Here is a 22,128-nt window from a genome sequence, read left to right on the forward strand (position 1 = left end):
GTTTCCGGAAGTCGCCCAATGCAGCTGCGCGAACGCAACAGCGGTTCATCACCGATGATCGGTCTGACCCCGCTGATTGATGTTGTCTTTATCTTGCTGATCTTTTTCATGCTGGCCTCAAGCTTCCTGGACTGGAAGGGCTTTGAGATGTCGGTCAGCATCACCGATGGCAGATCCACCAGCCAAAGCGATACCCACCCGGTTACGGTCGAAGTCGATGTGAATGGTGGGCTGTCGATCAATGGCAATGCGATTGCCCTGTCCAATCTCGCACCGACCCTTCTGCGCGATCATGACGGGTCGCCGGTGCGCCTGCGTCCGGTCAATGGTGCCAATCTGCAGCGCCTGGTCGAAGTCATGGATACACTGGGGCGCGGTGGTGTGACGGATGTGGAGTTCATCGAATGAAGCGCCGCATCCAGATTGCCGAGGACGGACCGGTTCAGGAACCGATGTTGCCTTTGATCAACATCGTCTTTCTGCTTCTGATCTTTTTCATGATCGCCGGAAGCCTGCAAAAGCTGGGTCCGTTTGAAGTCGATCCACCGGCCAGCCAGACCGCCGAAGCCCAGCCCGAAGACACAATTGTTCTGTGGTTTAGCAATACGGGCGAAATCGGGATTGATGATCTGACCGGCGGGCTTGATCGCCTGTCGTCGATGTTGCCGGCCGATTATATCGGTCGCCCGGTTGAAATCCGTGCCGACCGTGAAGTCGAAGGGGCCAAGGTTGTGACACTTCTGGCGCGTCTTCAGGAACTTGGCATCGAAAAGGTTCAGTTGATGACGGCAATGCAGCCGGGGCAGGAATAGCATGTCCAAACGCGTCGACTTTTTGATTGCAACCGGTTTGACCGGCCTTGTCCTGACGGGTGGCATTGTCCTTGCCATGCCCGACCCGCAGCCATCGGGGTGGGGCGGGGCAGGGGCGGTGCAAAGCATCAGCATCTCGCTTGGTGCCGGACAGGCGGAAACTGGCGAGGCCCAAACCGACACCGAAAGTGCTGATGCGGTTGACAGCACAGCGGCCGAAGTGCCCGAAGAAATCGTCGAGCCCGAAGAAGAACAGGAACCCGAGCCGGAAGTTGAGCCCGAACCTATGCCTGAGGAAGTGGTCGAGCCCGAACCGGAACCTGAGCCCGAACCGGAAGTCATCCCGGAACCGGAACCCGAAATTGTCGAGGAACAGCCTGAGCCAATCCCGGAGCCGGAACCAGAGCCCGAAATCGTTGAAGAACAGCCTGAACCCGAACCGGTCGTCAAAGAGGTTGTTGAGCCTGAACCGGAGCCCGAGCCGGAACCGGTTGTCGAGCAGCAGCTTGCTGAAATTCTGCCGGTGCGCATGAAGCCGAAACCACCGGTTCAGGAGCCTGTGGCGCAAGAACCGGTCAAAATGCCAGAGCCGGTCGAAAAAGCCGCCCAGCCCACGCCGCAGCCCTCAGGGCTGACCAACTCGGTCAAGTCGGATGGGACGACAGGCGAAACCAGCCAAAGCCAGGCGGCCAGTTCGTCGACGGGAAGCGGCGGCGGTGCGGCCAGCCAGGCCATGATGGTTGATTATCAGCAATCGGTTTTGCAAACCCTTGCGCGCTATCGTGAATATCCCGAACGTGCCATGCGCCGCCGGATCGAGGGCGAGAACCGTATTCGCCTCGTTATTGCCCGTGATGGCACGGTGCTTGAGGCCAGCATGGTCAGTTCAAGTGGATCAAGCATCCTTGATCGCGAAACCGAACGTTTGATTGAACGGGTGCGGAAATTCCCGCCATTCCCCGACGAGATGACCGAAGAACAGGTTATCTGGACCGTCCCGGTGAATTATCAGCTTCATTAAAAACAAAACGCCAGCCCGGAAAAGCTGGCGTTTTTTTTATATTTGGTGTCGCGGGTTAGTCCGCTGTTTCACCATCTTCCCAGTGATATTCTAGCGGTGCATCGCGCCAGGCAAATTTATCCAGATGAACGATGATGATGCCCTTCATCTTCTCGATGCCCTCAGGCTTGTGGGATTGCCCGTCAAAGGTCAGGCGGTCTTCATGGGCGGTAATAACGCAAGGGCCCATGGGGAAGGCGACATCGCCTGTTGTTTCGCGCAATTCAACCTCGACCTTGTGGGAGAAATGCTTGCACAGTTGGACAAGGTACTTCGCGGCCTTCTCGGTTTTTACCGATCCTTTGGTGATAAACATCTGACGATCTCTCGGATTTTGTTTGAAGCTGTTTTTGCTGGTTCAGTCTGCAGGCGCATCGTTGAGTCCGACCCAGTACACACCGTTCAGATCAACCGCCTGAAACTGCTCGAAAAAGGTTGCAAGGGCGGCATCGGGATCAAGGTCGGCATAGATGTCGGGATGCACCCACTTTGCCATCGCCTGCAGGGCAAAGACATTGATCGGATTGTTATAAACATGATGCCAGACGGAATAGACCTGTTTGCTTTTCACCGCACTTAGAAGCGGCAAGCCGATGCGTTCCATACTGTGTGCCAGCGATGCAAGCGCCTGTTCGGCATTGGTCTTTGCGCCGAGCACAATGCGCTTTGCATTGGCGTCTGCATCCAGTCCGGCTGTTCCGATGGCCGTGGTGATATAGACGTCGGGATCGGTGACAATGACCTGTTCGACGGATACCTGACTGATGACGCCGGGAATGGTATCGGCAAAGATGTTGTCGCCGCCTGCAAGGGTGACAAACTTGCCAATCATCTCGTTGCCCATGGCTTCGCAGCAATTCTCGGCAAGGCCGACACGGCTTTCAAGGAAGACACTGGGTTTCTCGGTGATTTCCGCTGCGCGCGAGGTCACCTTTGACAGGTTCTCCTCATAGAATTTCACAAACGCTTCTGCCTGTTCTTCCTTGCCCATCAGCTTGCCCAGCAGGCGAATGCTTTTGGGCGTGTTTTCAAACGGTTTGGAGCGGAAATCGATCATCACCACCGGGATGTGGGCGGCTCCCATGACCGATAGGACTTCGTGGCTGGTCGACCCCGGACCATGGCCACCTGACATGCCAAAAATCGCAACGTCGGGTTCAACCGTGACCGCTTTTTCAACAGAGAACGTCTCTTCGTTGCGGCGACCCACCAGCGGGATGTCATCAATCTCGGGGAATTTTTCGCGATATTGTGAAAAAGACGCCGGATCAAGCGATTTGAACTCGCCCATCATTCCGGCAATCCAGCGCACCGGGTTTCCGGGATCAAGAATACCGATAGAAGGCAGAAAACGGCCTTCGCCAAGGATCATGTGCTTGACCGGAACTTCAAGGGTGACTTCACGGCCCGCGACATCGGTCAGGGTGACTGTTTCACCAACTGCTGCCTGTGCGGTCCATATTATTGTTGCTGCAGCAAGGCTCAGAAAATTGCGAATTTTCATGTCAGGTAGTCCTGAGGGGGTGTTATGCGTTGTATTTCAAACGCCAAAATGGGTGACACGCAACGTGCCACCCATTTCGGTCTCTGTCTTTGTCGCTCTGTCCTTAGAAATCGACTTTAGCCGAAACGAGGAAAGTGCGTCCGGGTTCGTGATAAGGTTCAACGTTACTGTTGTCATAACCGGTTGTAGTGCGCGAGACATAATCGCGATCGAAGATATTCAATGCATCGACGCGCAGGGTAACGGCTTTGTTCATAGCGTCAGGCACCCATTCGGCATAAAGGTTGGCGACGAAGTAAGTATCGAGTTTTTCATGGCCATTTTCCTCGGGGCTGTCGTTAGACAATGCCAACTCTGAGCCGCCCCCGACACGTATGCCAAAGTCATCAAAGCTGTGCCCGGCATCAATGTTGAGAATGTCACCTACGATAACCCCTTGATACGAGGCACTTGTACTGGCCGGGACAGAACCGTCCAACTTGACATTAGTGTGTGTATAACTTGCTCGGACATAGCCTGGGCCATAGTTATAAGTTGCCGACAAGTTCACGCCACGGGTATCAAGGTCTACAGTGGTGTTTCGATCTGCATCCGACAGGTCATGCGATTCATCAATCAGGTTATAGAAGAGGTTCCCGTCAAATACCCAATCCTGCAATGTAACGCGTGACCCCAACTTCGCATTGTAAGAACGCGATGGTGCAAAACCGGAATAGTCCCACATGGCAGTATAGTTATAAATCGAAGATTCGCCGAGGGGCAGTCCACCAAACGATGTTCCCAATCCTGTATAAACCATCAGGTCATCGGTCAGGTCATATTCGGTATTGGCGTTACCACTCAGGCCGAATTCGCTGAAGTCGGTTCCGTCGATGCCGTCAAACCATTGCTGATCGCCGCGACCGCCGAACGAAACACGCCAACGATCCGTTAAGGACAGGCGCGCCTGAGAAAACAGGCCAATATTGGTTGATGTTTCTGTGAACCGGCCAGCAAGCCCTGCTGAACGTGCAGTGTCGCCGCCACCTGTTGCTTCGTCGTGATAGAAATCGACCCCTGCCGTTACACTCCCCATACCGACATCAAAGGTATTGGCTGCTTTACCGTTCAGGGTTTCAATTTCTGATTCGATGTGTGTGGTATTATCAAGTTTTGGTATGTCGAGATGTGTTTTGCTGTAGTTCAGGCTTAGTTCTGGTGCCAGCATGCCACTTGGTTCCTCGTCAACATAGCTGACACCCACGGAGGTATCTTTGTAGGAAATCCACTGTGGCATACGTGTGCTGCCGGGAAGGTTTCCAAAGTTCGGGCGGGCAGGGCGCACTCCTTCGTCTTCAAGGTGGCTGGCAAAGGCCTCAAACCGGCCGCCATCATTGCCGGTAAAGGCAAATTTGCCCATGCCATTCTCGCCGCCATCGGCCGTTCCGGTTACTTCCTTGCCATCGCCATCTTCGTAGTTGCCCTGATTGCTGTTTTGAACATAGGCAAGGGCCTCAAAACCTTCGTGCTGACCGGCCAGGGTCAGCCATTCGGTCAGGCCACCAGTGTTACTGTTATACTGAATTTTGGCAAAGCCACCGAATGCTTCATCACGGTCAAGGATATCACGTGCATCTTTGGTTTCATAAGACATGGAACCGCCAAGCGCGTTCGGGCCGGCATCTGCCGGGGCAACCCCGGATTCAACTTCAACCGATTTGAGCATACTCGGGTCAATAATTGCCGTGCCAATATGGTGGAAGCTGGAATCAACCTGACGCGTGCCATCGACCTGTACATTGAGTTTAGTGTTTTCAATACCCTGAACGTAAACCTTTTGCGCAATTGCTGTTGGTCCACCAACCTGCACCGATGGTTCGTTGGCAAACACATCCTTGATGGTTTGCGCGTTTTGGCGATCAAGTTCTTCCTCGTCGATGGCGACACCACCCGGAAGCGTTTGTGCCGACTGGACCGATGCAGTTACTTCGACCGGCTGGGTTACGGTTTCGGTTTCATCTGAACTCGCGCTTTGCGCAAGGGCGAAGGTCGGTGCGACCGACAAGGCGAAACCGGCAAGGATGGTTGAACGCAGCAAGCTGCTGATTCGGGGCGTTGTGACTTGCAGGGGTGACTTTGGCATTTTGATTCCCGTGTGAAAATATTTGCAAATGCGAATGATTGTGAATATTATTTTCGCAGGTGATAGCGCAACAGGAATAACGTTTGCCAAATCGCCGGACATGTTTGCGAAATCGTCAGCATGTTTGCGCAAAGGCCGTTCGATGCCCCTTTGCGCCCTTGTTCAAAGATGCTTTTTGAATTCAAAACATGGGAGAGGTTCGTGGGGGTAACAGCGCACCGGCAAATAACGCGGCGTGACTCTATTACCAGCAGCCAACTGGAAGAACTGGGGACACGGATCAAGGCGACTGAAGGATCGAAGACCGACAGCGGTTCCTTGATGAGCGGGCGCATGTCTTTCAGTAACTCGCCGTCCTTTCTGAATATCCACACCTCTGACACCATCGATATGAAGGACGCCATCGCCAATTATGAGGTGAAGGCCGCCGTCAAGGTTGCGGTGATCTTGAAAGGCCGCCTTCAGGCCGAGTTTGATGGTATGCCAATTGACCTTGATGCACGCGATCATCCGGTCGGGTTTATTTGGGCTGTGCCAAAGCCGTCATCGGTTCGACGTTTCATTCACAAGGGCAGTGAACTCAGCAAGGTGATGATTTCGGCCCAATATGACTGGGTCGTGCAGCAGCTTCTCGGCAAGTCCCCGGAACGCTATCAAGAGATAACCGAGTTCTTCAAAAACGGCATATCCGTACGCAGTTGGAAGCCATCTCGGCGGGTGTTGGCTCTTGCCGATCAGCTAATCTATCCGCACGCATCCGATCCGATTGTGCGCGAACTTTATAAGGAAAGCCGGGGGCTGGAAATTCTTGCCGAGGCCCTGTCAGCCATTCAGGGCGAAACCGGTACTGTTGGGAATGGCGCCCAAAGCGTAGAACCGGATGCCCTTGACCGTCATCATCGCGCACAGGAAATTCGCGATTACATTTTGGCGAGCGATCCTGAGCAGCAAACGCTGCCGCTGATTGCGGCGGCCATCGGGATCAGTGTTGCGAGCATGCAGCGCATCTTCAAGGATGCCTATGGTATGACGGTAAAGGATTTTATTCGCGAAAGCCGTCTGGTGAATGCCCGTGACGCCATGGAAAAGGACGGCCTGACAATTGCGCAGGCAGCCTGGATCGCCGGATACAAAAGCCCGGCCAATTTCGCGACTGCGTTCAAGCGGGTGTTTGGCATTACCCCGTCCGAGGCGCGCGACCGCTAGGGCCGCAAACCTCGGAACTCTGGGTTAGGGGGTTACGATGTCAGCCTGGTGATGAAGGCATCGACATCTTTGCGCAGTTGCTCGGAATTCTGTTTCAGTTTCTGCGATACTTCCGAAACGTTCATGGCGACCGAACTGGTTCGGGTGGCCGTGCCATTGACGGTTTCAAGGCTGCTGTTGACCTCGCGATTGGCAGAGGAAACGGCGTTGATGTTGCCACTGATTTCCGTGGTTGCGGCGGCCTGCTGTTCGACGGCGGCCGAGATAGCGGTAACGGAATCAACGATGTTGCTGATCTGGCCGGCCACCCCGTGAATGGCATTCACCGCGGCCACCGTGCTTTGCTGCACATTGTTGATTTGTTCGGTGATGTCGCCGGTGGCCTTGGCTGTCTGGTTGGCAAGGTTTTTGACCTCGCTTGCGACGACGGCAAATCCTTTGCCGGCTTCGCCCGCACGGGCGGCCTCAATCGTGGCGTTGAGTGCAAGCAGGTTGGTCTGGCTTGCGATCTTGTCGATCAGATCGACGACCGTGCCGATCTGCTCGGCGGCGGTATTAAGCGCCTCGATCGTGTCTGACGTCTGTCGGACGGAATCTTCGACATCGTTGGAAATGGTCGATGCGCGTGAGACCTGGCTTGAGATTTCACGAATGGAGCTGTCCAGCTCCTCGGCCGCACCGGCAACGGTTGTGGCGTTGTCTGCGGATATCTCTGCAGCACCGCGGGCCTTCTCAACCTCGCCCTGTGTTTCCTGCATGCTGGTCATCAGGGTCTCGGATGCCTGTGACATGTCCGAGGCCGAACTTGATACCGCTGAAACAACCGTTCCGATGGTTTTTTCGAACTCATCGGACATTTCCTGAAGCTTCTTGTAATAGGTTTTTTCGGTCTCTTCGTAATAGACCGTGATGGCCATTTCGACATCAACCAGCAAGGCATTCGTACTGGCGATGATCATCGTGGGGAGCTGGGCATCGCGGTGGAAGTTCTTGCAGAGAACGGCGGTAATTTCACCAAGCATGAAGTTGTAGGCCGACACATAGGATTCCGGTGTCAGTCCAATACGTTCATGGGCTTTGCCGATACGGCGAACTTCTTCGTAGAACTCCTCATCAAATGTGCCGTCAAACAGTTTTGCCCAGTGCTTGCGTTGGGCATTCTTGAGGCCGTCGATATTGGACGGATCGCCGACGATTTTGGCCAACTCGGCATTACCCATCACTTTTCGATAGAATTCATCGAGCATGGCAGGGAGGTTTTTCTCGATCACCGGCCACGCCCGAATGAGCTGCTTGATCTTTGGTTCGTCCAGTCCAATGAAGTCAAGACGGCGTTTTAGTTCTGGATGCATCACTTATTGTCCCCCACGAAACGGCAAGTAAATGGAACACTTAAAAACTACCTGAAGAACTTTAGGTTGGTATGGATCAGCATAGTTTAACTATACATAGGGTTGGTGTTTTATGCTTTTAAGGGGAGGGGATACCGCCATTATTCGTCGAAATACCCGCATGCGGAGAATCTCATGAAAATTTTTCTCATTTCAAGGTCGAGCGCGTCATAATGCTGTATGTATCTATGGTTGAATGGAGGCTTCCATGCCAATTAATGCCACGCAGCTTCGCACGCTTGTCGTCAAACCGGTTCTGGCAGAACTGGGATTGCCAGCATCTGACGTTGCCGAAAACCTGATCATGGGGACGGCCGCCCATGAAAGTCATTTGGGGGATTACATTGAACAGGTTGGCGGTGGGCCGGCCTTGGGTATCTTTCAGATGGAGCCCGCAACCCTGCATGATTGTTATGAAAACTACCTTGATTACCGTGCGGATCTGAAAGCGAAGGTCGACGGTTTTCTGGCTGCCCAGCCGGCAAAATCCGATGGCACGCCCGATAAGGACGCCCAATTGGCGACCAATCTGGCCTACGCCACAGCGCTGTGTCGCATTCGTTATTACCGCGCCCCGGCCGCCATGCCGAGCGATCCGAATGACGTCAATGGACTGGCTGCCTACTGGAAGCAATACTACAACACGCCCCAGGGTGCCGGTACGGTTGAACAGTTCGTGGCCGATTACAGTCGCTACCTTGGGTCGTAAAAGTCCAAGACAGGCGCGAAAACCTTAGTTCCGTAGCGTCACGAAAAAATATTTCCTGATTTCGGCAAAAATAGTGGAAAACCACAGCTGTTTTAGCCAAAATCCCCCTCCGCAGGCCGGTGGTTGCGCAAAAAACCACCAAAACACAAGAATCTAAGGGGATGGAAATGAAACGTCGTCAGTTCCTTAAAGGGGCCGGAATGGGCGCAGGCGCGGTTGCTGCTTCTGTTGCAGCGCCGGCTGTCGTATCCGCGCAGGAAACTCTGAATTGGCGCATGGTGATGCCGTGGCCGAAAGGCACGCCGGGGCTTGGCACCAATGCCGAAAAATTCGCCGCCATGGTCAAGGAAATGTCGGGCGGTCGCCTGAACATTACCATCTATGGGGCGGGCGAACTGGTGCCGCCGTTCGAATGCATGGATGCAGTCGAACAGGGCGTGGTTGAAATGGCGCACGGGACCCCTTATTACTGGCAGGGTAAAAACCCGGCCCTTAACTTCTTCTCGACCATTCCGTTCGGTCTGACCGCGTGGGAGCTGTCAAGCTGGATCCGCTTTGGCGATGGTCAGAAGCTGTGGGAAGAAGCTTACGCCGAATTCAATGTCGTGCCGTTCTATGCCGGTAACTCGGGCATGCAGGCCGGTGGCTGGTTCAACAAGGAAATCAATTCCCTTGATGATCTGCAGGGCTTGAAAATGCGTTATGCCGGTCTTGGCGGCGAAGCCATGCGCCGTGCCGGTGCCAACGCCACCATGATCCCGCCAGGTGAAATCCTGCCGGCGATGCAGTCGGGCGCCATTGACGCGGCCGAGTGGGTTGGTCCGTGGAACGATATGGCCTTTGGCCTGTATCAGGTTGCCCAGTATTACTACACCCCGGCCTTCCACGAGCCTGGCCCGGGTCTTGAGATCTTTGTTGGCAAAGACAAGTTCGATGCACTTACCCCGGATCTGCAGGCGATCATTCGCTTTGCGGCACAGGCCATTGCTGAAAACACCTTTGCAGACTTCACCTTCAACAATATCCAGTCCTATCAACCTCTGATTGATAAGGGTGTTGAAGTGCGTCAGTTCCCTGATGAAGTCATCATGACGCTGGCCGAACATTCCAAGGCCGCCGTCGATGAAATCGCAGGCCAGAACGATCTGGCGGGCCGGATTGCGACCAGCTACCTTGACCTCGTCAAGAAAGCGGCCCGCTATGGCAAGGAGTTCGAGGCGACCGGTCTTCTGCATCGTGCAAAGGTTTGGGGCTACTAAGCCCACCTGGAAACGACAGAATACAAACCTCTATCGAACCACACGGTTCGATCCCCGATCAGGGACTGCCAAACTGGCAGTCCCTTTTTGTTTGGCTTTATGGTTGAAGATTTGTCGACGAAATGTCGACGTCATGCGCTCGGTGCGATGCAGCATCCCGCAATCGTTAATTGTTGCATGCGCCAAAAAACGTAACTTTAGCCGCAAACACGGTTACGAAATTAGCTTCGTGAACTTTTTACGCAAAATTTTACCAATATTGGGAGCCCCACAATGAAACGTCGCGCGTTTCTGAGCGGCGCAGGCGTTGCCGCAGGTGCATTTGCCGCCACCGCCGCCGCACCGGCCATTGTCAAAGCCGATGAAACCATCAACTGGCGCATGGTTATGCCCTGGCCAAAAGGGACGCCGGGTCTTGGCGCCAACGGCGAACTGTTTGCCGAGCGTGTCAACAAGATGTCGGGTGGTCGTCTGAACATCACCGTTTATGGTGCCGGCGAACTGGTTCCAGCCCTTGAATGCATGGATGCGGTCGAGCAGGGTGTTGCCGATTTGGCCCATGCCACACCTTATTACTGGTTTGGCAAGGACCCGGCTGTTTCGTTCTTCACCACCATTCCGTTCGGTCTGATGGCGTGGGAGCTTTCGGGCTGGCTGCGTTTTGGCGGTGGTCAGGCGCTTTGGGACGAGCTTTATGCCCAGTTCAACGTCAAGCCGTTCCTCGCTGGTAACACGGGCCTTCAGGCCGGTGGCTGGTTCAATAAGGAAATCAACTCGGTCGATGATCTGCAGGGCCTCAAAGTCCGTTATGCCGGTATCGGTGGCGAAGCCATGCGTCGCCTGGGTGCGACCCCGTCATTGCTTCCGGCATCTGATATCCTGCCAAGCCTGCAGTCCGGCGCGATTGACGCGGCCGAATGGGTCGGCCCTTGGAACGATTATGCTTTTGGCCTGGCATCGGTTGCCAAATATTACTACACCCCGGCATTTGCCGAACCGGGTTCGGGTATCGAAGTCTTTATCAACAAGGACAAGTTCGCCGAACTGCCAGAAGATCTGCAGGAAATCGTTGCGGTGGCCGCACAGGCCAATACCGAACAGACCCTGTCGGACTTCACGTTCAACAACGTTCAGTCCTATCAGGCGATCCTTGATAAAGGCACCGAGATCCGTCACTTCAATGACGACCTGATTTCTGCCTTTGCCGGTGCTGCCAAGGAAGCGATTGAAGAAATCGCAGGCAAGAATGACCTCAATGGTCGCATCTATGCGTCGCTGATGGACTTTGCCAAGAAAGCAGCCCCTTACGGCAAGGAATTCGAGGCAACCGCGCTTAACCAGCGCGCAAATGTCTTTGCCAAACGCAAATCCTGAGCCGTAAAGCCTGCGAAATGACAAAGGCCGGCACCTTCGGGTGTCGGCCTTTTGCGTTGTCGGGCGATGACGCCATGACGCCAGTCGTCGCGCATAGTGGTTAGTGCAGCGTCGGGGCGTTTGGCGTTGCGGGCAGGTCAAAGGTGAATCTGTCCTGATCGGCAAGCTCTTCATTCGCGGCACGTTTGACCAGTTCGGCGGCGAGCACCAGCGATGTTTCAATCGCCCATTTAAGCTGTTCAACCGCACCCTCGTTCCCGGCATTAAGCGCTTCTGGCAGGATGCGTTCCTGCAGGAACTTGGCAACACCGGCAAAGGCGCGTGCGGCACTTTCGCAATTGTTGCGTTCGACCATGAAGCGGCCGCTTTGTTCAATCGCATCGGAAATCCCGGCCAGATGGCCCATCATGATGCGGATTTCCGGGTCTTCGGTTTCGGTTTTCTTGGCAACGAACCGCAGGATACCGGCGTAAAAGCCATAATCAGAATCCATCTTGACCACGCTTTCCTTGGGTTTTGGTCTCAAATCGATTTGCGCCGTTTTAGACAATAACGCCGCCGTGGTATAGTCCCCGATCAGAGTTTATCCTAACCGCCTGAATTGGCGGCCGGAATAGAAGCCGGTTACAGAATGACACACAGGGCTACGCGCGGATGATCCAGGGCGGACTGATCTTTATTGTTGCCATGACCTATATCGGGTTGTTGTTTGCCATTGCCCATTATGGCGACAAATATGCCGATAAATGGCGCGCATCAAAGCTCAAACCGACGATCTATGCTTTGTCGATGGCGGTCTATTGCACAAGCTGGACCTTCTTTGGCTCGGTCGGCTCGGCGGCGACCGGCGGCTGGGCGTTTTTGCCGATTTATATCGGCCCGATTGTGGTGATGATTGTCGGCTTTGGCATCATGACCAAGATCGCGCGTGTCTGTCACAAACAAAACATCACTTCCATCGCCGATTTTCTGGGCTCGCGCTATGGAAAAAGCCAAAGTCTGGCCGCCCTTGTTGCCTTGATCGCGCTGGTCGGTGTGTTGGCCTATATTTCATTACAGCTTAAGGCGGTGTCGCTGTCTTTTGATGTCTTGATCGGCAATCTTGGCGAACAGGTTGTGCGCCATGCCGAAGGCCATTTTTCCAAGGATACAGCTTTTTACGTCACCATCCTGATGGCGGTGTTCGCGATCCTGTTTGGCGTGCGTTACATCCACGCATCCGAACATCATGACGGTCTTATTCTGGCCGTGGCGTTTGAAAGCCTGATCAAGCTGGCAGCCCTTTTGATGGTTGGCTTCTTTGTCGTTTACGGGATGTTTGATGGCTTTGTTGATATCAACAGACGCGCCCTTGCCGATCCCACCATACGCCAGATGTTCATCCCCGATACCTGGCTGACATCGAACTTCTTTATCGCCACCATGCTGGCGGGCTTTGCCATTTTCTGCCTTCCGCGCCAGTTCCATGTCACCTTTGTCGAAAATGATGACAGCCGCAATCTGACCAGCGCGCGCTGGCTGTTCCCGGCCTATCTGATTGCGATCAACATCTTTGTTGTGCCGATTGCGATTGCCGGTCTGTTCATGTTTGGCGATGACCCAACGGTCAATCCCGATACCTTCGTTCTGACCTTGCCCTTGCTGGGCGGGCAGAACTGGCTGGCGGTATTTGCCTTTGTCGGTGGGCTTTCGGCCAGTACCGGCATGGTGATTGTGTCCTGTGTCGCGGTCTCGACCATGGTCTGTAACGATCTGGTCATGCCGCTTTTGCTGCGCTCCGAACGTCTTCAGAAACGCATGTCGGGCGATGTCAGTCAGGTGCTTTTGAAAATCCGCCGTGCGGCCATCATCGCCATCCTGTTTCTGGCCTATGGTTTCTATCGGTTCTTGGCCGAAAACTATGCACTGGCCGATATCGGCATTCTGTCCTTTGCCGCGATGGCGCAATTTGGTCCGGCGGTTCTGGCGGCGATCTATCTTAAAAACATCAACCGGACCGGGGTGCGGTTGGGGCTTTTGTCGGGCTTCGGGCTGTGGGCCTATACGCTTTTGATGCCGGCCTTTGTGCAAGGCGGGCTGTTGCCATCCTCGATCCTCACCGACGGGCCGTTTGGTATTGGCATCCTCCATCCCCAGGCCCTTTTGGGCGTCGGGATTGAAGACCATCTGACCCACGGGGTTGTCTGGTCGCTTGGCGTCAACTTCGTTTTGATGTTTGTCGGCTCTGCCGTGGGCGTGCAGGGCGTGACGCAACGTCGTCAGGCACAGCTCTTTGTCGATGTCTGGCGCAAGGATACCCGGGCGCGCAATGATACCTGGCCCGGTCGGGTAACGCTGGGCGACCTTGAAGACCTTGCCGCACGTTTTCTTGGCAAGCACTGGGCACAGCGCGCCTTTCGCAATTACCTGCAGTCGCGCGACGGAGCGACAAAGCGGTCCGACATTGCCGATGTCGATGCCGCGAACTTTACCGAACATCTGCTCTCCGGCGCGGTCGGCGCGGCATCCTCACGCGTGGTGATGGCGTTGTTGCTGCCCGACAAGGCCGTTTCGCGCCGCGATGCCATGGAACTGCTTGACGAAGCGTCCGAGGCCATCAAGTTCAATCGCGATCTTTTGCTCAACACGCTTGAAAACATCTCTCAAGGGGTCGGGGTGTTTGACCAGAACTTGCGTCTTGCGACCTGGAACCATCGCTTCATTGATCTGCTGGGTATTTCGACCAGCGACATTCAGGTCACATTGCCGCTCTCTGAGCTTGTCCATATTTGCCGCGATAATGGCAACCGGGCGGTTGATATTGATATCCTGCTTGGCCGCAATGCTGCGCCACAGATGCGCCGTTTGCCGCATACTTATGAGCGCAAGCGATCTGACGGCATGGTGCTTGAAGTCCGCACCAACCCGATGCCCGATGGCGGCTTTGTTGCCACCATTGCCGACATCACCGCACGTGTGCGCACCGAAGAAGCCCTGCGGGATAGTGAACGCAACATCCGGATTTATACCGACAACATTCCGGTGATGATTGCCTACGCCGATAAAAATCAGCGCCTGCGCTTTACCAACCGACCGTATGAGCGGATGTTTGGCCTGAGAAGGGTTGAGGCCCACGGCATGTCGGTCCGCGAAGCGGTCGGCGAGGAACGCTATGTCCATCTCGCCCCCATGATCGAGCTTGTGTTGCAGGGCTACCGACAGAGTTTCGAGATCGAATTCCCCGCCATCACGCGCAACCGCAATGACGAACGCGCCACCCTTGGTGTGCGCGAAGGCCGCTATGCCGAAGGCACCTATATCCCGCACTTTGATGAAACCGGCGAAGTGCTGGGCTATTTCTGCATCTATCACGACATCACCGAACGCAAGACCGCCGAACAGGCGCTCAAGGAAGCCAACGAGGGCCTCGAAGCCCGCGTGACCGAACGAACGCACGCGCTGGAGGTGCTCAACTCCGAACTCTCGGACGCGAAAGAACAGGCCGAAACCGCCAACGATACCAAGACCCGCTTCTTTGCCGCCGCCAGTCACGACCTTCTGCAACCGCTGAATGCCGCGCGCCTGTTTACCGTGGCACTTGGTGGTAAGCAGGGCCTCGCCGAAGATGTGCTGGATCTGGTCGGCAAGGTCGATCTGTCGCTTAAAGGCGTTGAGGAGTTGCTCAATGAACTCCTTGATATCTGCAAGCTTGATGCGGGCGCGATGCAGCCGACTGTGCGGGACTTTGCCATCAATGATGTGTTGGGCGCGCTCGAAACCGAATTTGGCCCGATTGCCGAAAATGCCGGGCTCAGCTTCAAGGTCCATAAACGTGATCTTTGGGTGCGCAGTGACAGTCGTTTGCTTAGGCGTATCCTGCAGAACTTCATTTCCAACGCCATGCGCTATACCCGTACCGGCGGGGCGGTGGTGGGTTGCCGTGTGCGCGGTGATAACCTCCGATTGGAAGTCTGGGATAGCGGGCCGGGCATCCCTGAAGACAAACTGAAAATCATCTTCCGCGAATTCCATCGCCTCGAAGGTCCTGAAACCACTGATGTGAAGGGGCTTGGCCTTGGTCTTGCCATTGTGGACCGCCTCGGTAAGTCGCTGGGGCACCCGGTTTCTGTGCGCTCGCGCCCCGGTCGCGGCACAGTCTTCTCGGTCGAAGTGCCGCTGGGCGTTGCCGACACAACCGCGGCACCGAAACCCAAACGCCGCATGGCCGGCGAACTGGGCGGCTTGCGGGTGCTGTGTCTTGATAACGAACCCGATATCCTTGATGGTATGCGCGCCATGCTCGAAAACTGGGATTGCGTCGTCGTCACCGCCCAGTCCGGAACCGACGCCGAAGACATGCTCACCAAGGCCGAAGACGGCAAACAACCCTTTGCGCCGGACATCATCCTTGCCGACTACCACCTTGATTCCGGCCAGACCGGCCTTGATGTCCTGATGCGGCTCCGCGATGTTCACGGCGTTAACGTGCCTGGCGTCATCATCACCGCCGACCGCTCGACCGAAACCGCCGACCTGATCGCCGATCAAGGGTTCTCGCTGCTTAACAAACCGCTCCGCCCGGCCAAGCTGCGCGCGCTCATGACACGCGCGCTCAACCGTTTGGGGATTGATGCGGCGGAGTAGAATCTATTCGCATAAGCTATCAAACTTACGTATGAACGCCTGCTTTTTGTCTGCAGATTCGAGTAGTTCTTTCTTGTAGAGGGAAAGGTATGATTCGATCAGATATTGCAGTGTGTCCCGATACACAATTTTACTATGCTTACACACTGCTTTGTTCCCAGAGGCTCTGATCCTCCATCCATTCTTTGTTCTTGCTTCGTGTAATAAAGCGCAGCGAATATTCGCGTAAAAATCAGTGGCTAGATTCTCATCGAACAAATCTGAAAACAATGGCGATCTTGTTAAGAAATCAACGTAGAGATTCCTGCTTCCGCTGTATTCAAACTCCCCAAGCAATTGCCCGCGCGGAACGAATTTGTATGTTAAGCCGTCACGGAATGCTGCCAAAAATTCAATTAGTGCACATTGAATAGATACAATCGAATAACCCTCACCTTTTTGTTCTCCATTTTTCATGAGAAGTTGGATTGGATAAATATATCTTGTTGTAAGTCTCTTCATCAGAAACTCATCGTATGCCTTTTGCCACAGTTCCCTTGTTGGCGAAGAGTGTATACAGTCTCTTAGTTCCAACCAGTCAAACCCCGTACGGTCACCCGCTATCTGAGTCGCTAGTTGTGCAGGATCAAACTCCATACTCCGGTGTCCTTATGATATTGCCGGGCAGTTTATGAGTTGATTGGAAAGAAAAAAGTTAGGGTTAATTGTGCTTAAGCACTTTCTTTGATTGGTTGTATCAGTATATCCGCCGGAATGCCCCAAGTCTCATTCAGTTTCCTGATCTGCGTCAGCGATAGACTGGTTTTATGATTGAGGAATTCTGACGCGCGGGAACGACTGCCGAGCAGTTTGCCAAGTTCGGCGCGATCCAGTCCGTTTTGCTCCATGTAAAATAGTACCGCTTCGACCGCATCGGGCGCAGCAATCGGGAATTGCTGCGCTTCATACTGGTCAATCAGGATACCAAGCACTTCAAGCTGATCGGCCTCCGGCGTGCCGGGTTTGGCATCCCATAGCTTTTCAAGCTGGTCCATCGCGGCTTCATAGTCCGCTTTGCTTTTGATGGGCTTGATGGCATAGGCCGTTTGCATTCTCTTCTCCTTCCCACTCCGATCAGAACTTGTCGACGGTTTTGGCGTCAAGTTTGTCGTAATCGGCGTGGGTGCCAATAAACTTGATCCACGCGATCTGGACGTCATAGCGAAAGGCAACAATCAGGCGGTAATCGTTGCCATGGATTTTAAACCTGATCCGTTCGGCATTGATGCTTTTTGCCGTACCAAAGACAGCCAGAACATCCTGATGGTTTTGCCAGTTGGCTTTGCGCGTACGATCAAACCATGCCCGCAAGGGTTGTTCGGTTTCGGGGTGTTTGGTCCAGAAATCGACAAGCGCCTTTCGGGCAATGATGCGCATTTAGCGTCCTTGTCTCGGCGTGTTTAAACATTTCGATTTAACGGAGGATAGCATGTTCCAAAAAATGGAACAACGGTATTCTCTTAAACGAGCAACCTAACGATCTGTCAGCATAAGTTTCAGGCCCATCAGAACGAAGGCGCCAGCAAAGCTTTTGCCAATAATGCTCATGACCTTGGGGCGTTCGATGATGTGGCTGCGTAGCGCGCCCGCAAAGCAGCCATAAACCACAAATACCGCAAATGTCATCGCCATGAAGATCAGGCCGAGCAGGGTCATTTCAAGCGTTGTGTCGGGTGTGTTAGCGCTGACGAACTGCGGCAGGAAGGCGAGGAAGAAGACCGAGAGCTTCGGGTTGAGCAGGTTAAGCAATATCCCGTCACGGATGATTTTAAGAACGCCGGTGGCAGTTTCATTGGCGGTGACTTTCATTGCGCCGGTCCCTTGCCACATGCCCCAGGCCATATAGAGCAGCCAGGCCACGCCAAGATAGCGCACGATTTCAAAGGCGACCGCGCTGGCATGGAGCAGGGCGGCGAGGCCCAGGATGCTGGCGGTCATGTGCGGGACGATGCCAAGCGTGCAGCCAAAGGCCGCCCAGATGCTGGCTTTCATGCCGCGCCCAAGGCCAAGCGCAAGGGTATAGATCACGCCGGTGCCGGGCAGGGCGACGATGATGAGGGAGGTTATCAGGAAGTCGAGGCTGATCATGGTCCATCCGTTCGTTTGACTATGTTGCCCTCAATCTACGGATGGAGAGCCAAGCATTCTTGAACGGAATTGCAGGACGTGCAGTTGGCCTAGTTTGAGCGGATCGCGCGCGCATAGCGGCCCGGAGTCAGGCCAAAGGCGCGAACAAAGTGACGGTTGAGGTGGCTTTGATCGGCAAAGCCCGCGGCACTTGCGATATCGGCAAGCGTTTCGCCGGACTTGATCATCGCGCGGGCCAAATCAATGCGTCGCTGGATCTGATAGGCATGCGGGGTCAGGCCAGTGGCCCGGGTAAAATTGCGCAGCGTTTGGAACTTGCTAAGCCCCGTGGCGTCAGCAAGGTCATCAAGGCTGTGGCTTTTTGTCGGGCTGTCGTCAAGCAATGCCTTGGCGCGCTTGACCCGGTCATGGGCAACAGCAGCGCGCGCATTTGATTTTGGTTTGGGTTCGCCCGGTGAAATCATGGCGTGATGAAGCACCAGCAACAGCATCTCTTCACGCCGAAGCCGTGCACTTTCTTCCGAGCCATTGGTGATGGCATCGAACAATGCGCCAAAGCAGTGCCGGACATGGGGGCTGTCCATCACGGGGCGGGTGAATTCATATTGATCAGTGGCGGCATCCGGAAGGTCGCTTGCCGCCTGCGCAATCAGCGCCGGGTCGAAATACAGCATGTTCCAGCCGCGCGGCCCATCGCCAATCGGATGGCCATCATGCACTTCGCGCGGATTGACCGTGATGATGTTGCCAGCCCCGGCTTCGACCATGCCGCGCCCGGAGGCCGATTTTTGAGCCCCGGAATACATGAAGCCGATGCCAAACGCCTCGTGGGTGTGCTTGGCAAAGGAATGGCGTGTTTCGGCCATGACGGCTTCAACACCCAGACAATCATGGGAAATTACACGGACTTGATCCTGCGACATAACCCGACAGTGTCAGAAACCCGTGCCGAAGACAACGACGCAAAAGAAAGGCGACACTCATTCGAGGTCGCCTTATGCATTTCGTGATCCAGCAGGGCCGAATCAGAACCGTTTGATCAGCGCGGCCCGCACGTTATGAGACTGGAAATCAACCTGATGATCGAAGGAACCACGGAAGCCAGCTCTTTGGAAGCTCTGACGTTCATCAATTACTTCTGGGTAGTAGTTCATGACGTAGTCGCCGCGAAGCACCCAACCATCATCCAGCTTGTAGGACGCACCAAGTCCGGATGAAATGCCTAATGCCAGCGTGCTTTTACTGAAGTCGTTGCCGGCACCGCCGGCGTTGGTGTCGCTGTAGCGGAAATCATAGTCGAAATAACCGATCGACGGACCCGCAGCGGCGTGGAACATCCAGTTTCCAACGGCATATCCGATTTTGGGGCGGATGCTGAAAGAAAAGTTGGTTTCGACTGTTGTACGGACATTGAAGTCGACCGTCGTATTGGAGTTGTAGGTGATTGGTCCAGCTGCAGATGTTTCGGAGTAGTCCATTACCGATATATCGGTTTCAATGCCGTAGACTATCTGACCACGCGTGTGCTCGTATCCCGCCAAAACGGATCCGCTAAGGGCGGAGCCACTGATGGTTTTTTGCAGGGATGGCTTCAGTACTTCGGGGTCGTCATCGGTGAAATATTCGCTGAGTTCACCAACGGTGTCGGGGTTTGATTGCCCATACGTCCCGCCAAGCGCCAATCCGCCGTAAAATCCTGACCAGTTGGCCTGATCTGCATGGGCCGGGTTTGTGAACAGCCCATGTCCAGCGATTGCCGCGCAAATGATGGTTGCGACCTTTGGCGTGAAGCCCATCTCTCTCTTACCCTGTTTAAGTGTAGTCACCCTATCCGGTTGGCGTTTTTTTATATGAATTAGCCCGGCGGATCAATATTGAGCTTTCGCCATATGCGCGGACTAAATGGGTGTGAGGGGGAAGGTTTTGAGACGGTGTTATCGGCTAGGCGGCATGCGCTCAGGAAGGATTCGGGCCGAATTGCTGTTATCCTTGGTGTTACTGTTGTGCGGCCCAAGCAATTCACGCAATCCGCCAAGCCCTTCGACATGTTTGGCGATGACACTGGTTACGATCAGAAGCGGCACGGCGACCAGCACGCCAACAAAGCCCCAGAGCCAGCCCCAAAGGGCGATGGCCAGAACAATCGCGACCGAATTGATCTTGAGCCGGTTGCCAACAAGGGCAGGGGTGATCATTTGCCCCTCGATCACCGTGCAGATCAGATAAAGTGCCGGGGCAATCAGGGCCTGTCCGGTGGTTTGCATCGAAACAAGCGACACCACGGCGACAACGACAACACCGGCCATCGCGCCCAGGATCGGCACATAGTTCAGCACGGCCGCAGCAATCCCCCACAGGACCGGATTGGGCAGGCCGACAATGGCCATCAGGGTGCCAATGACGATGCCAAGCAGGATGTTGATCGCAGTAATCGTTGCCAGATAGCGTGAAACTTCGCGTTCGATATCATGGGCAATGCGCAACCCCTTGCGCCGGTCGCCAAAGGTCGGCAGGGCGCGGATCAGTTTTTGATAAATGCGATCCCCGCCCGAGAGGATAAACAGCAACAACACGAGCATCAGGGTAATGCCCGCCATGATATCGGGTGCGCCCTGGGCCGCCTGACTGAGCAGGTTGGGTTCGGCAACCACAACCTTTTGCACGTCCTCGTCACTGCTTTCCTGATCGGTGGCCTCGGACACCTGTTGTTGGGCTTCGCGGAGCTTATCAAGCGGCTCGCTCAGATCGGCAAGGCGCAGGCGCAATTGGCGCTCGATATTGGGCGCTTCATCAATCCAGCCCGATATTGGCCCGCTGAGCCCGTAAATCCCGGCAATGACGGAGGCACTTAATGCCAGAACAATCGCAAAGGCCGTGACGCCATTGGGGATACGAAAACGCGCAAGTGTCCGCACAACCGGCGAGAAAACCAGCGAGAGCAGGAATGCCAATATGATCGGCAGCAATAGGCTTTGCGCGACATAAAGACAGCCCAGCAACAAAACCAGAAATGTCCCGATGACCGAGATCGTCCGGGCACGGCGATAAACCAGCGCGCGGGCAATCATACGCGGGCTGGTGTCGGTGGGCGGGGATGGCGTCGCGCCACCGGTTTCAGGCGAAGGCGCAGTGCTTCTGACCGACATGCATGTTCTCCTGGCGGGCAGGGCAAAACGCCTGCGGAGGTTTAAGCGATATGCATGTAACGGTTGATGGTCGTGGAAGTTCCCGAACTTGCCGCGCGTCAGGTCTCGATGGCCGGTTCTTGAAGCTGCAATTCACGCGCGATGATCACCGCCTGGGTGCGGCTATGGACGGAAAGCTTGCGCAGGATGGCTGATACGTGGGCCTTCACGGTGGCCTCGGTCACGTCAAGTTCGTAGGCGATCTGTTTGTTGAGCTTGCCTTCGGTCAGCATGTTAAGAACACGCAATTGCTGCGGGGTGAGCTGGCCGATCTTTTCGGCAAGGCCGGTGGCCTCGTCATCGGCCGGGCCGTTTTCCATGGCCTCGCGCGCCCAGTCTGGCATCCACATGCCACCATCCAGCACGGTTTTGACCGCAAGGCCGATCTGATCGACCGGGGCTGATTTCGGCACAAAGGCCGATGCGCCATATTCGATGGAGCGCCGCACGACCGGCAGTTCCTGGCTGGCGGAAACAATGGAAACCGGAATGTCGGGATAGGAGGCACGCAGGGTAAACAGGCCGGTAAAGCCGTTCATGCCCGGCATATGCAGATCCAGCAGGACAAGATCAATATCGCCCTTATGCGCTTCGACCTGATCAATCGCCTCAAAAAGGCTGCCGGCTTCAAGGACCGATACGTTTTCCAGTTCTGAGCTCAAGGCCTGTTTCAGCGCGCCGCGTACGAGCGGATGGTCATCAGCGATCAGAATCTGGAAGGTCTCGGACATGGGCGATGTTCCCCTGAAGTTGGTT

The 22,128-nt window shown here is 54.9% G+C and carries 21 protein-coding genes; 8 read left to right on the forward strand and 13 right to left on the reverse strand.

Features of this window, described 5'->3' with window-relative positions:
- Positions 1 to 18: 18 nt before the first annotated feature.
- Genes ACXAIA_RS15045 through ACXAIA_RS15055 form a run of 3 tightly spaced genes read left to right on the forward strand, consistent with a single transcriptional unit; the run spans position 19 to position 1,833 of the window.
- The gene (locus ACXAIA_RS15045) at positions 19 to 408 is read left to right on the forward strand and encodes an ExbD/TolR family protein (RefSeq protein WP_475345676.1); all 390 of its coding nucleotides are present in this window, start codon (positions 19 to 21) and stop codon (positions 406 to 408) included.
- Positions 405 to 812 carry an ExbD/TolR family protein gene (locus ACXAIA_RS15050; protein WP_475345677.1) on the forward strand — a complete coding sequence of 136 codons (408 nt, stop codon included), beginning with the start codon at positions 405 to 407 and terminating at the stop codon, positions 810 to 812. The genes ACXAIA_RS15045 and ACXAIA_RS15050 overlap by 4 nt, the downstream gene beginning before the upstream one ends.
- A gap of 1 nt (position 813) precedes the next feature.
- Positions 814 to 1,833 carry an energy transducer TonB gene (locus tag ACXAIA_RS15055; RefSeq protein ID WP_475350042.1) on the forward strand — a complete coding sequence of 340 codons (1,020 nt, stop codon included), beginning with the start codon at positions 814 to 816 and terminating at the stop codon, positions 1,831 to 1,833.
- A gap of 55 nt (positions 1,834 to 1,888) precedes the next feature.
- On the opposite strand, the gene ACXAIA_RS15060 is transcribed toward ACXAIA_RS15055, so the two are convergent.
- From ACXAIA_RS15060 to ACXAIA_RS15070, 3 genes are all read right to left on the reverse strand, one after another.
- Positions 1,889 to 2,188 (reverse strand): DUF2218 domain-containing protein, encoded by a 300-nt coding sequence (locus ACXAIA_RS15060; protein ID WP_475350043.1) that lies wholly within the window; start codon positions 2,186 to 2,188, stop codon positions 1,889 to 1,891.
- Positions 2,189 to 2,230: 42 nt separating this feature from the next.
- The gene (locus tag ACXAIA_RS15065; RefSeq protein WP_475350044.1) at positions 2,231 to 3,376 is read right to left on the reverse strand and encodes an ABC transporter substrate-binding protein; all 1,146 of its coding nucleotides are present in this window, start codon (positions 3,374 to 3,376) and stop codon (positions 2,231 to 2,233) included.
- Between the two features lie 103 nt (positions 3,377 to 3,479).
- Positions 3,480 to 5,498, reverse strand: coding sequence for a TonB-dependent receptor (locus ACXAIA_RS15070; RefSeq protein WP_475350045.1), 2,019 nt, complete (start codon positions 5,496 to 5,498; stop codon positions 3,480 to 3,482).
- A gap of 333 nt (positions 5,499 to 5,831) precedes the next feature.
- Here ACXAIA_RS15070 and ACXAIA_RS15075 point away from each other — a divergent pair, with 333 nt between their 5' ends.
- Positions 5,832 to 6,704: an AraC family transcriptional regulator gene (locus ACXAIA_RS15075; RefSeq protein ID WP_475350046.1), complete on the forward strand. Its 873-nt coding sequence runs from the start codon at positions 5,832 to 5,834 to the stop codon at positions 6,702 to 6,704.
- A 32-nt stretch (positions 6,705 to 6,736) separates the two neighbouring features.
- Here ACXAIA_RS15075 and ACXAIA_RS15080 read toward each other — a convergent pair whose 3' ends face one another.
- Positions 6,737 to 8,056 (reverse strand): protoglobin domain-containing protein, encoded by a 1,320-nt coding sequence (locus tag ACXAIA_RS15080; protein WP_475350047.1) that lies wholly within the window; start codon positions 8,054 to 8,056, stop codon positions 6,737 to 6,739.
- A gap of 247 nt (positions 8,057 to 8,303) precedes the next feature.
- On the opposite strand from ACXAIA_RS15080, the gene ACXAIA_RS15085 reads away from it, so the two are divergent.
- From ACXAIA_RS15085 to ACXAIA_RS15095, 3 genes are all read left to right on the forward strand, one after another.
- Positions 8,304 to 8,804: a hypothetical protein gene (locus ACXAIA_RS15085; RefSeq protein WP_475350048.1), complete on the forward strand. Its 501-nt coding sequence runs from the start codon at positions 8,304 to 8,306 to the stop codon at positions 8,802 to 8,804.
- A gap of 167 nt (positions 8,805 to 8,971) precedes the next feature.
- Positions 8,972 to 10,063 carry a TRAP transporter substrate-binding protein gene (locus tag ACXAIA_RS15090; RefSeq protein ID WP_475350049.1) on the forward strand — a complete coding sequence of 364 codons (1,092 nt, stop codon included), beginning with the start codon at positions 8,972 to 8,974 and terminating at the stop codon, positions 10,061 to 10,063.
- Between the two features lie 273 nt (positions 10,064 to 10,336).
- Positions 10,337 to 11,437, forward strand: a complete 1,101-nt coding sequence (locus ACXAIA_RS15095) for a TRAP transporter substrate-binding protein (RefSeq protein WP_475350050.1) — start codon at positions 10,337 to 10,339, stop codon at positions 11,435 to 11,437.
- Between the two features lie 100 nt (positions 11,438 to 11,537).
- Here ACXAIA_RS15095 and ACXAIA_RS15100 read toward each other — a convergent pair whose 3' ends face one another.
- A complete protein-coding gene (locus tag ACXAIA_RS15100) occupies positions 11,538 to 11,930 on the reverse strand; it encodes a hypothetical protein (RefSeq protein WP_475350051.1) in 393 nt (130 codons plus the stop codon).
- 161 nt (positions 11,931 to 12,091) lie between these two features.
- Here ACXAIA_RS15100 and ACXAIA_RS15105 point away from each other — a divergent pair, with 161 nt between their 5' ends.
- The gene (locus ACXAIA_RS15105; RefSeq protein WP_475350052.1) at positions 12,092 to 16,060 is read left to right on the forward strand and encodes a hybrid sensor histidine kinase/response regulator; all 3,969 of its coding nucleotides are present in this window, start codon (positions 12,092 to 12,094) and stop codon (positions 16,058 to 16,060) included.
- A 3-nt stretch (positions 16,061 to 16,063) separates the two neighbouring features.
- On the opposite strand, the gene ACXAIA_RS15110 is transcribed toward ACXAIA_RS15105, so the two are convergent.
- The 8 genes from ACXAIA_RS15110 to ACXAIA_RS15145 all read right to left on the reverse strand — a co-directional run bounded on the left by ACXAIA_RS15110 (position 16,064) and on the right by ACXAIA_RS15145 (position 22,103).
- A complete protein-coding gene (locus ACXAIA_RS15110; protein WP_475350053.1) occupies positions 16,064 to 16,696 on the reverse strand; it encodes a hypothetical protein in 633 nt (210 codons plus the stop codon).
- Between the two features lie 74 nt (positions 16,697 to 16,770).
- On the reverse strand, positions 16,771 to 17,151 hold the full coding sequence (locus tag ACXAIA_RS15115) for a helix-turn-helix domain-containing protein (protein WP_475350054.1): 381 nt from the start codon (positions 17,149 to 17,151) through the stop codon (positions 16,771 to 16,773).
- Between the two features lie 22 nt (positions 17,152 to 17,173).
- Complete coding sequence (locus ACXAIA_RS15120) at positions 17,174 to 17,476, reverse strand: type II toxin-antitoxin system HigB family toxin (RefSeq protein ID WP_475350055.1); 303 nt, start codon at positions 17,474 to 17,476, stop codon at positions 17,174 to 17,176.
- Between the two features lie 96 nt (positions 17,477 to 17,572).
- The gene (locus ACXAIA_RS15125) at positions 17,573 to 18,187 is read right to left on the reverse strand and encodes a LysE family translocator (protein ID WP_475350056.1); all 615 of its coding nucleotides are present in this window, start codon (positions 18,185 to 18,187) and stop codon (positions 17,573 to 17,575) included.
- A gap of 89 nt (positions 18,188 to 18,276) precedes the next feature.
- Entirely contained in the window at positions 18,277 to 19,110 is an 834-nt protein-coding gene (locus ACXAIA_RS15130) for an AraC family ligand binding domain-containing protein (RefSeq protein ID WP_475350057.1), read from the reverse strand.
- A 102-nt stretch (positions 19,111 to 19,212) separates the two neighbouring features.
- A complete protein-coding gene (locus ACXAIA_RS15135) occupies positions 19,213 to 19,983 on the reverse strand; it encodes an outer membrane protein (protein WP_475350058.1) in 771 nt (256 codons plus the stop codon).
- Positions 19,984 to 20,121: 138 nt separating this feature from the next.
- Complete coding sequence (locus ACXAIA_RS15140) at positions 20,122 to 21,333, reverse strand: AI-2E family transporter (RefSeq protein ID WP_475350059.1); 1,212 nt, start codon at positions 21,331 to 21,333, stop codon at positions 20,122 to 20,124.
- Positions 21,334 to 21,431: 98 nt separating this feature from the next.
- Positions 21,432 to 22,103, reverse strand: coding sequence for a response regulator (locus ACXAIA_RS15145; protein WP_475350060.1), 672 nt, complete (start codon positions 22,101 to 22,103; stop codon positions 21,432 to 21,434).
- Positions 22,104 to 22,128: the final 25 nt, after the last annotated feature.

It is taken from the genome of Thalassospira sp. ABL2_045 (assembly GCF_056161285.1).

What these genes read in the sequence shown, in the direction of transcription:
- ACXAIA_RS15045 (WP_475345676.1), top strand. Translation starts at nt 19, where the DNA reads ATGCAGCTGCGCGAACGCAACAGCGGTTCATCACCGATGATCGGTCTG.
- ACXAIA_RS15050 (WP_475345677.1), top strand. Translation starts at nt 405, where the DNA reads ATGAAGCGCCGCATCCAGATTGCCGAGGACGGACCGGTTCAGGAACCG.
- ACXAIA_RS15055 (WP_475350042.1), top strand. Translation starts at nt 814, where the DNA reads ATGTCCAAACGCGTCGACTTTTTGATTGCAACCGGTTTGACCGGCCTT.
- ACXAIA_RS15060 (WP_475350043.1), bottom strand. Translation starts at nt 2,188, where the DNA reads ATGTTTATCACCAAAGGATCGGTAAAAACCGAGAAGGCCGCGAAGTAC.
- ACXAIA_RS15065 (WP_475350044.1), bottom strand. Translation starts at nt 3,376, where the DNA reads ATGAAAATTCGCAATTTTCTGAGCCTTGCTGCAGCAACAATAATATGG.
- ACXAIA_RS15070 (WP_475350045.1), bottom strand. Translation starts at nt 5,498, where the DNA reads ATGCCAAAGTCACCCCTGCAAGTCACAACGCCCCGAATCAGCAGCTTG.
- ACXAIA_RS15075 (WP_475350046.1), top strand. Translation starts at nt 5,832, where the DNA reads ATGTCTTTCAGTAACTCGCCGTCCTTTCTGAATATCCACACCTCTGAC.
- ACXAIA_RS15080 (WP_475350047.1), bottom strand. Translation starts at nt 8,056, where the DNA reads ATGCATCCAGAACTAAAACGCCGTCTTGACTTCATTGGACTGGACGAA.
- ACXAIA_RS15085 (WP_475350048.1), top strand. Translation starts at nt 8,304, where the DNA reads ATGCCAATTAATGCCACGCAGCTTCGCACGCTTGTCGTCAAACCGGTT.
- ACXAIA_RS15090 (WP_475350049.1), top strand. Translation starts at nt 8,972, where the DNA reads ATGAAACGTCGTCAGTTCCTTAAAGGGGCCGGAATGGGCGCAGGCGCG.
- ACXAIA_RS15095 (WP_475350050.1), top strand. Translation starts at nt 10,337, where the DNA reads ATGAAACGTCGCGCGTTTCTGAGCGGCGCAGGCGTTGCCGCAGGTGCA.
- ACXAIA_RS15100 (WP_475350051.1), bottom strand. Translation starts at nt 11,930, where the DNA reads ATGGATTCTGATTATGGCTTTTACGCCGGTATCCTGCGGTTCGTTGCC.
- ACXAIA_RS15105 (WP_475350052.1), top strand. Translation starts at nt 12,092, where the DNA reads ATGATCCAGGGCGGACTGATCTTTATTGTTGCCATGACCTATATCGGG.
- ACXAIA_RS15110 (WP_475350053.1), bottom strand. Translation starts at nt 16,696, where the DNA reads ATGGAGTTTGATCCTGCACAACTAGCGACTCAGATAGCGGGTGACCGT.
- ACXAIA_RS15115 (WP_475350054.1), bottom strand. Translation starts at nt 17,151, where the DNA reads ATGCAAACGGCCTATGCCATCAAGCCCATCAAAAGCAAAGCGGACTAT.
- ACXAIA_RS15120 (WP_475350055.1), bottom strand. Translation starts at nt 17,476, where the DNA reads ATGCGCATCATTGCCCGAAAGGCGCTTGTCGATTTCTGGACCAAACAC.
- ACXAIA_RS15125 (WP_475350056.1), bottom strand. Translation starts at nt 18,187, where the DNA reads ATGATCAGCCTCGACTTCCTGATAACCTCCCTCATCATCGTCGCCCTG.
- ACXAIA_RS15130 (WP_475350057.1), bottom strand. Translation starts at nt 19,110, where the DNA reads ATGTCGCAGGATCAAGTCCGTGTAATTTCCCATGATTGTCTGGGTGTT.
- ACXAIA_RS15135 (WP_475350058.1), bottom strand. Translation starts at nt 19,983, where the DNA reads ATGGGCTTCACGCCAAAGGTCGCAACCATCATTTGCGCGGCAATCGCT.
- ACXAIA_RS15140 (WP_475350059.1), bottom strand. Translation starts at nt 21,333, where the DNA reads ATGTCGGTCAGAAGCACTGCGCCTTCGCCTGAAACCGGTGGCGCGACG.
- ACXAIA_RS15145 (WP_475350060.1), bottom strand. Translation starts at nt 22,103, where the DNA reads ATGTCCGAGACCTTCCAGATTCTGATCGCTGATGACCATCCGCTCGTA.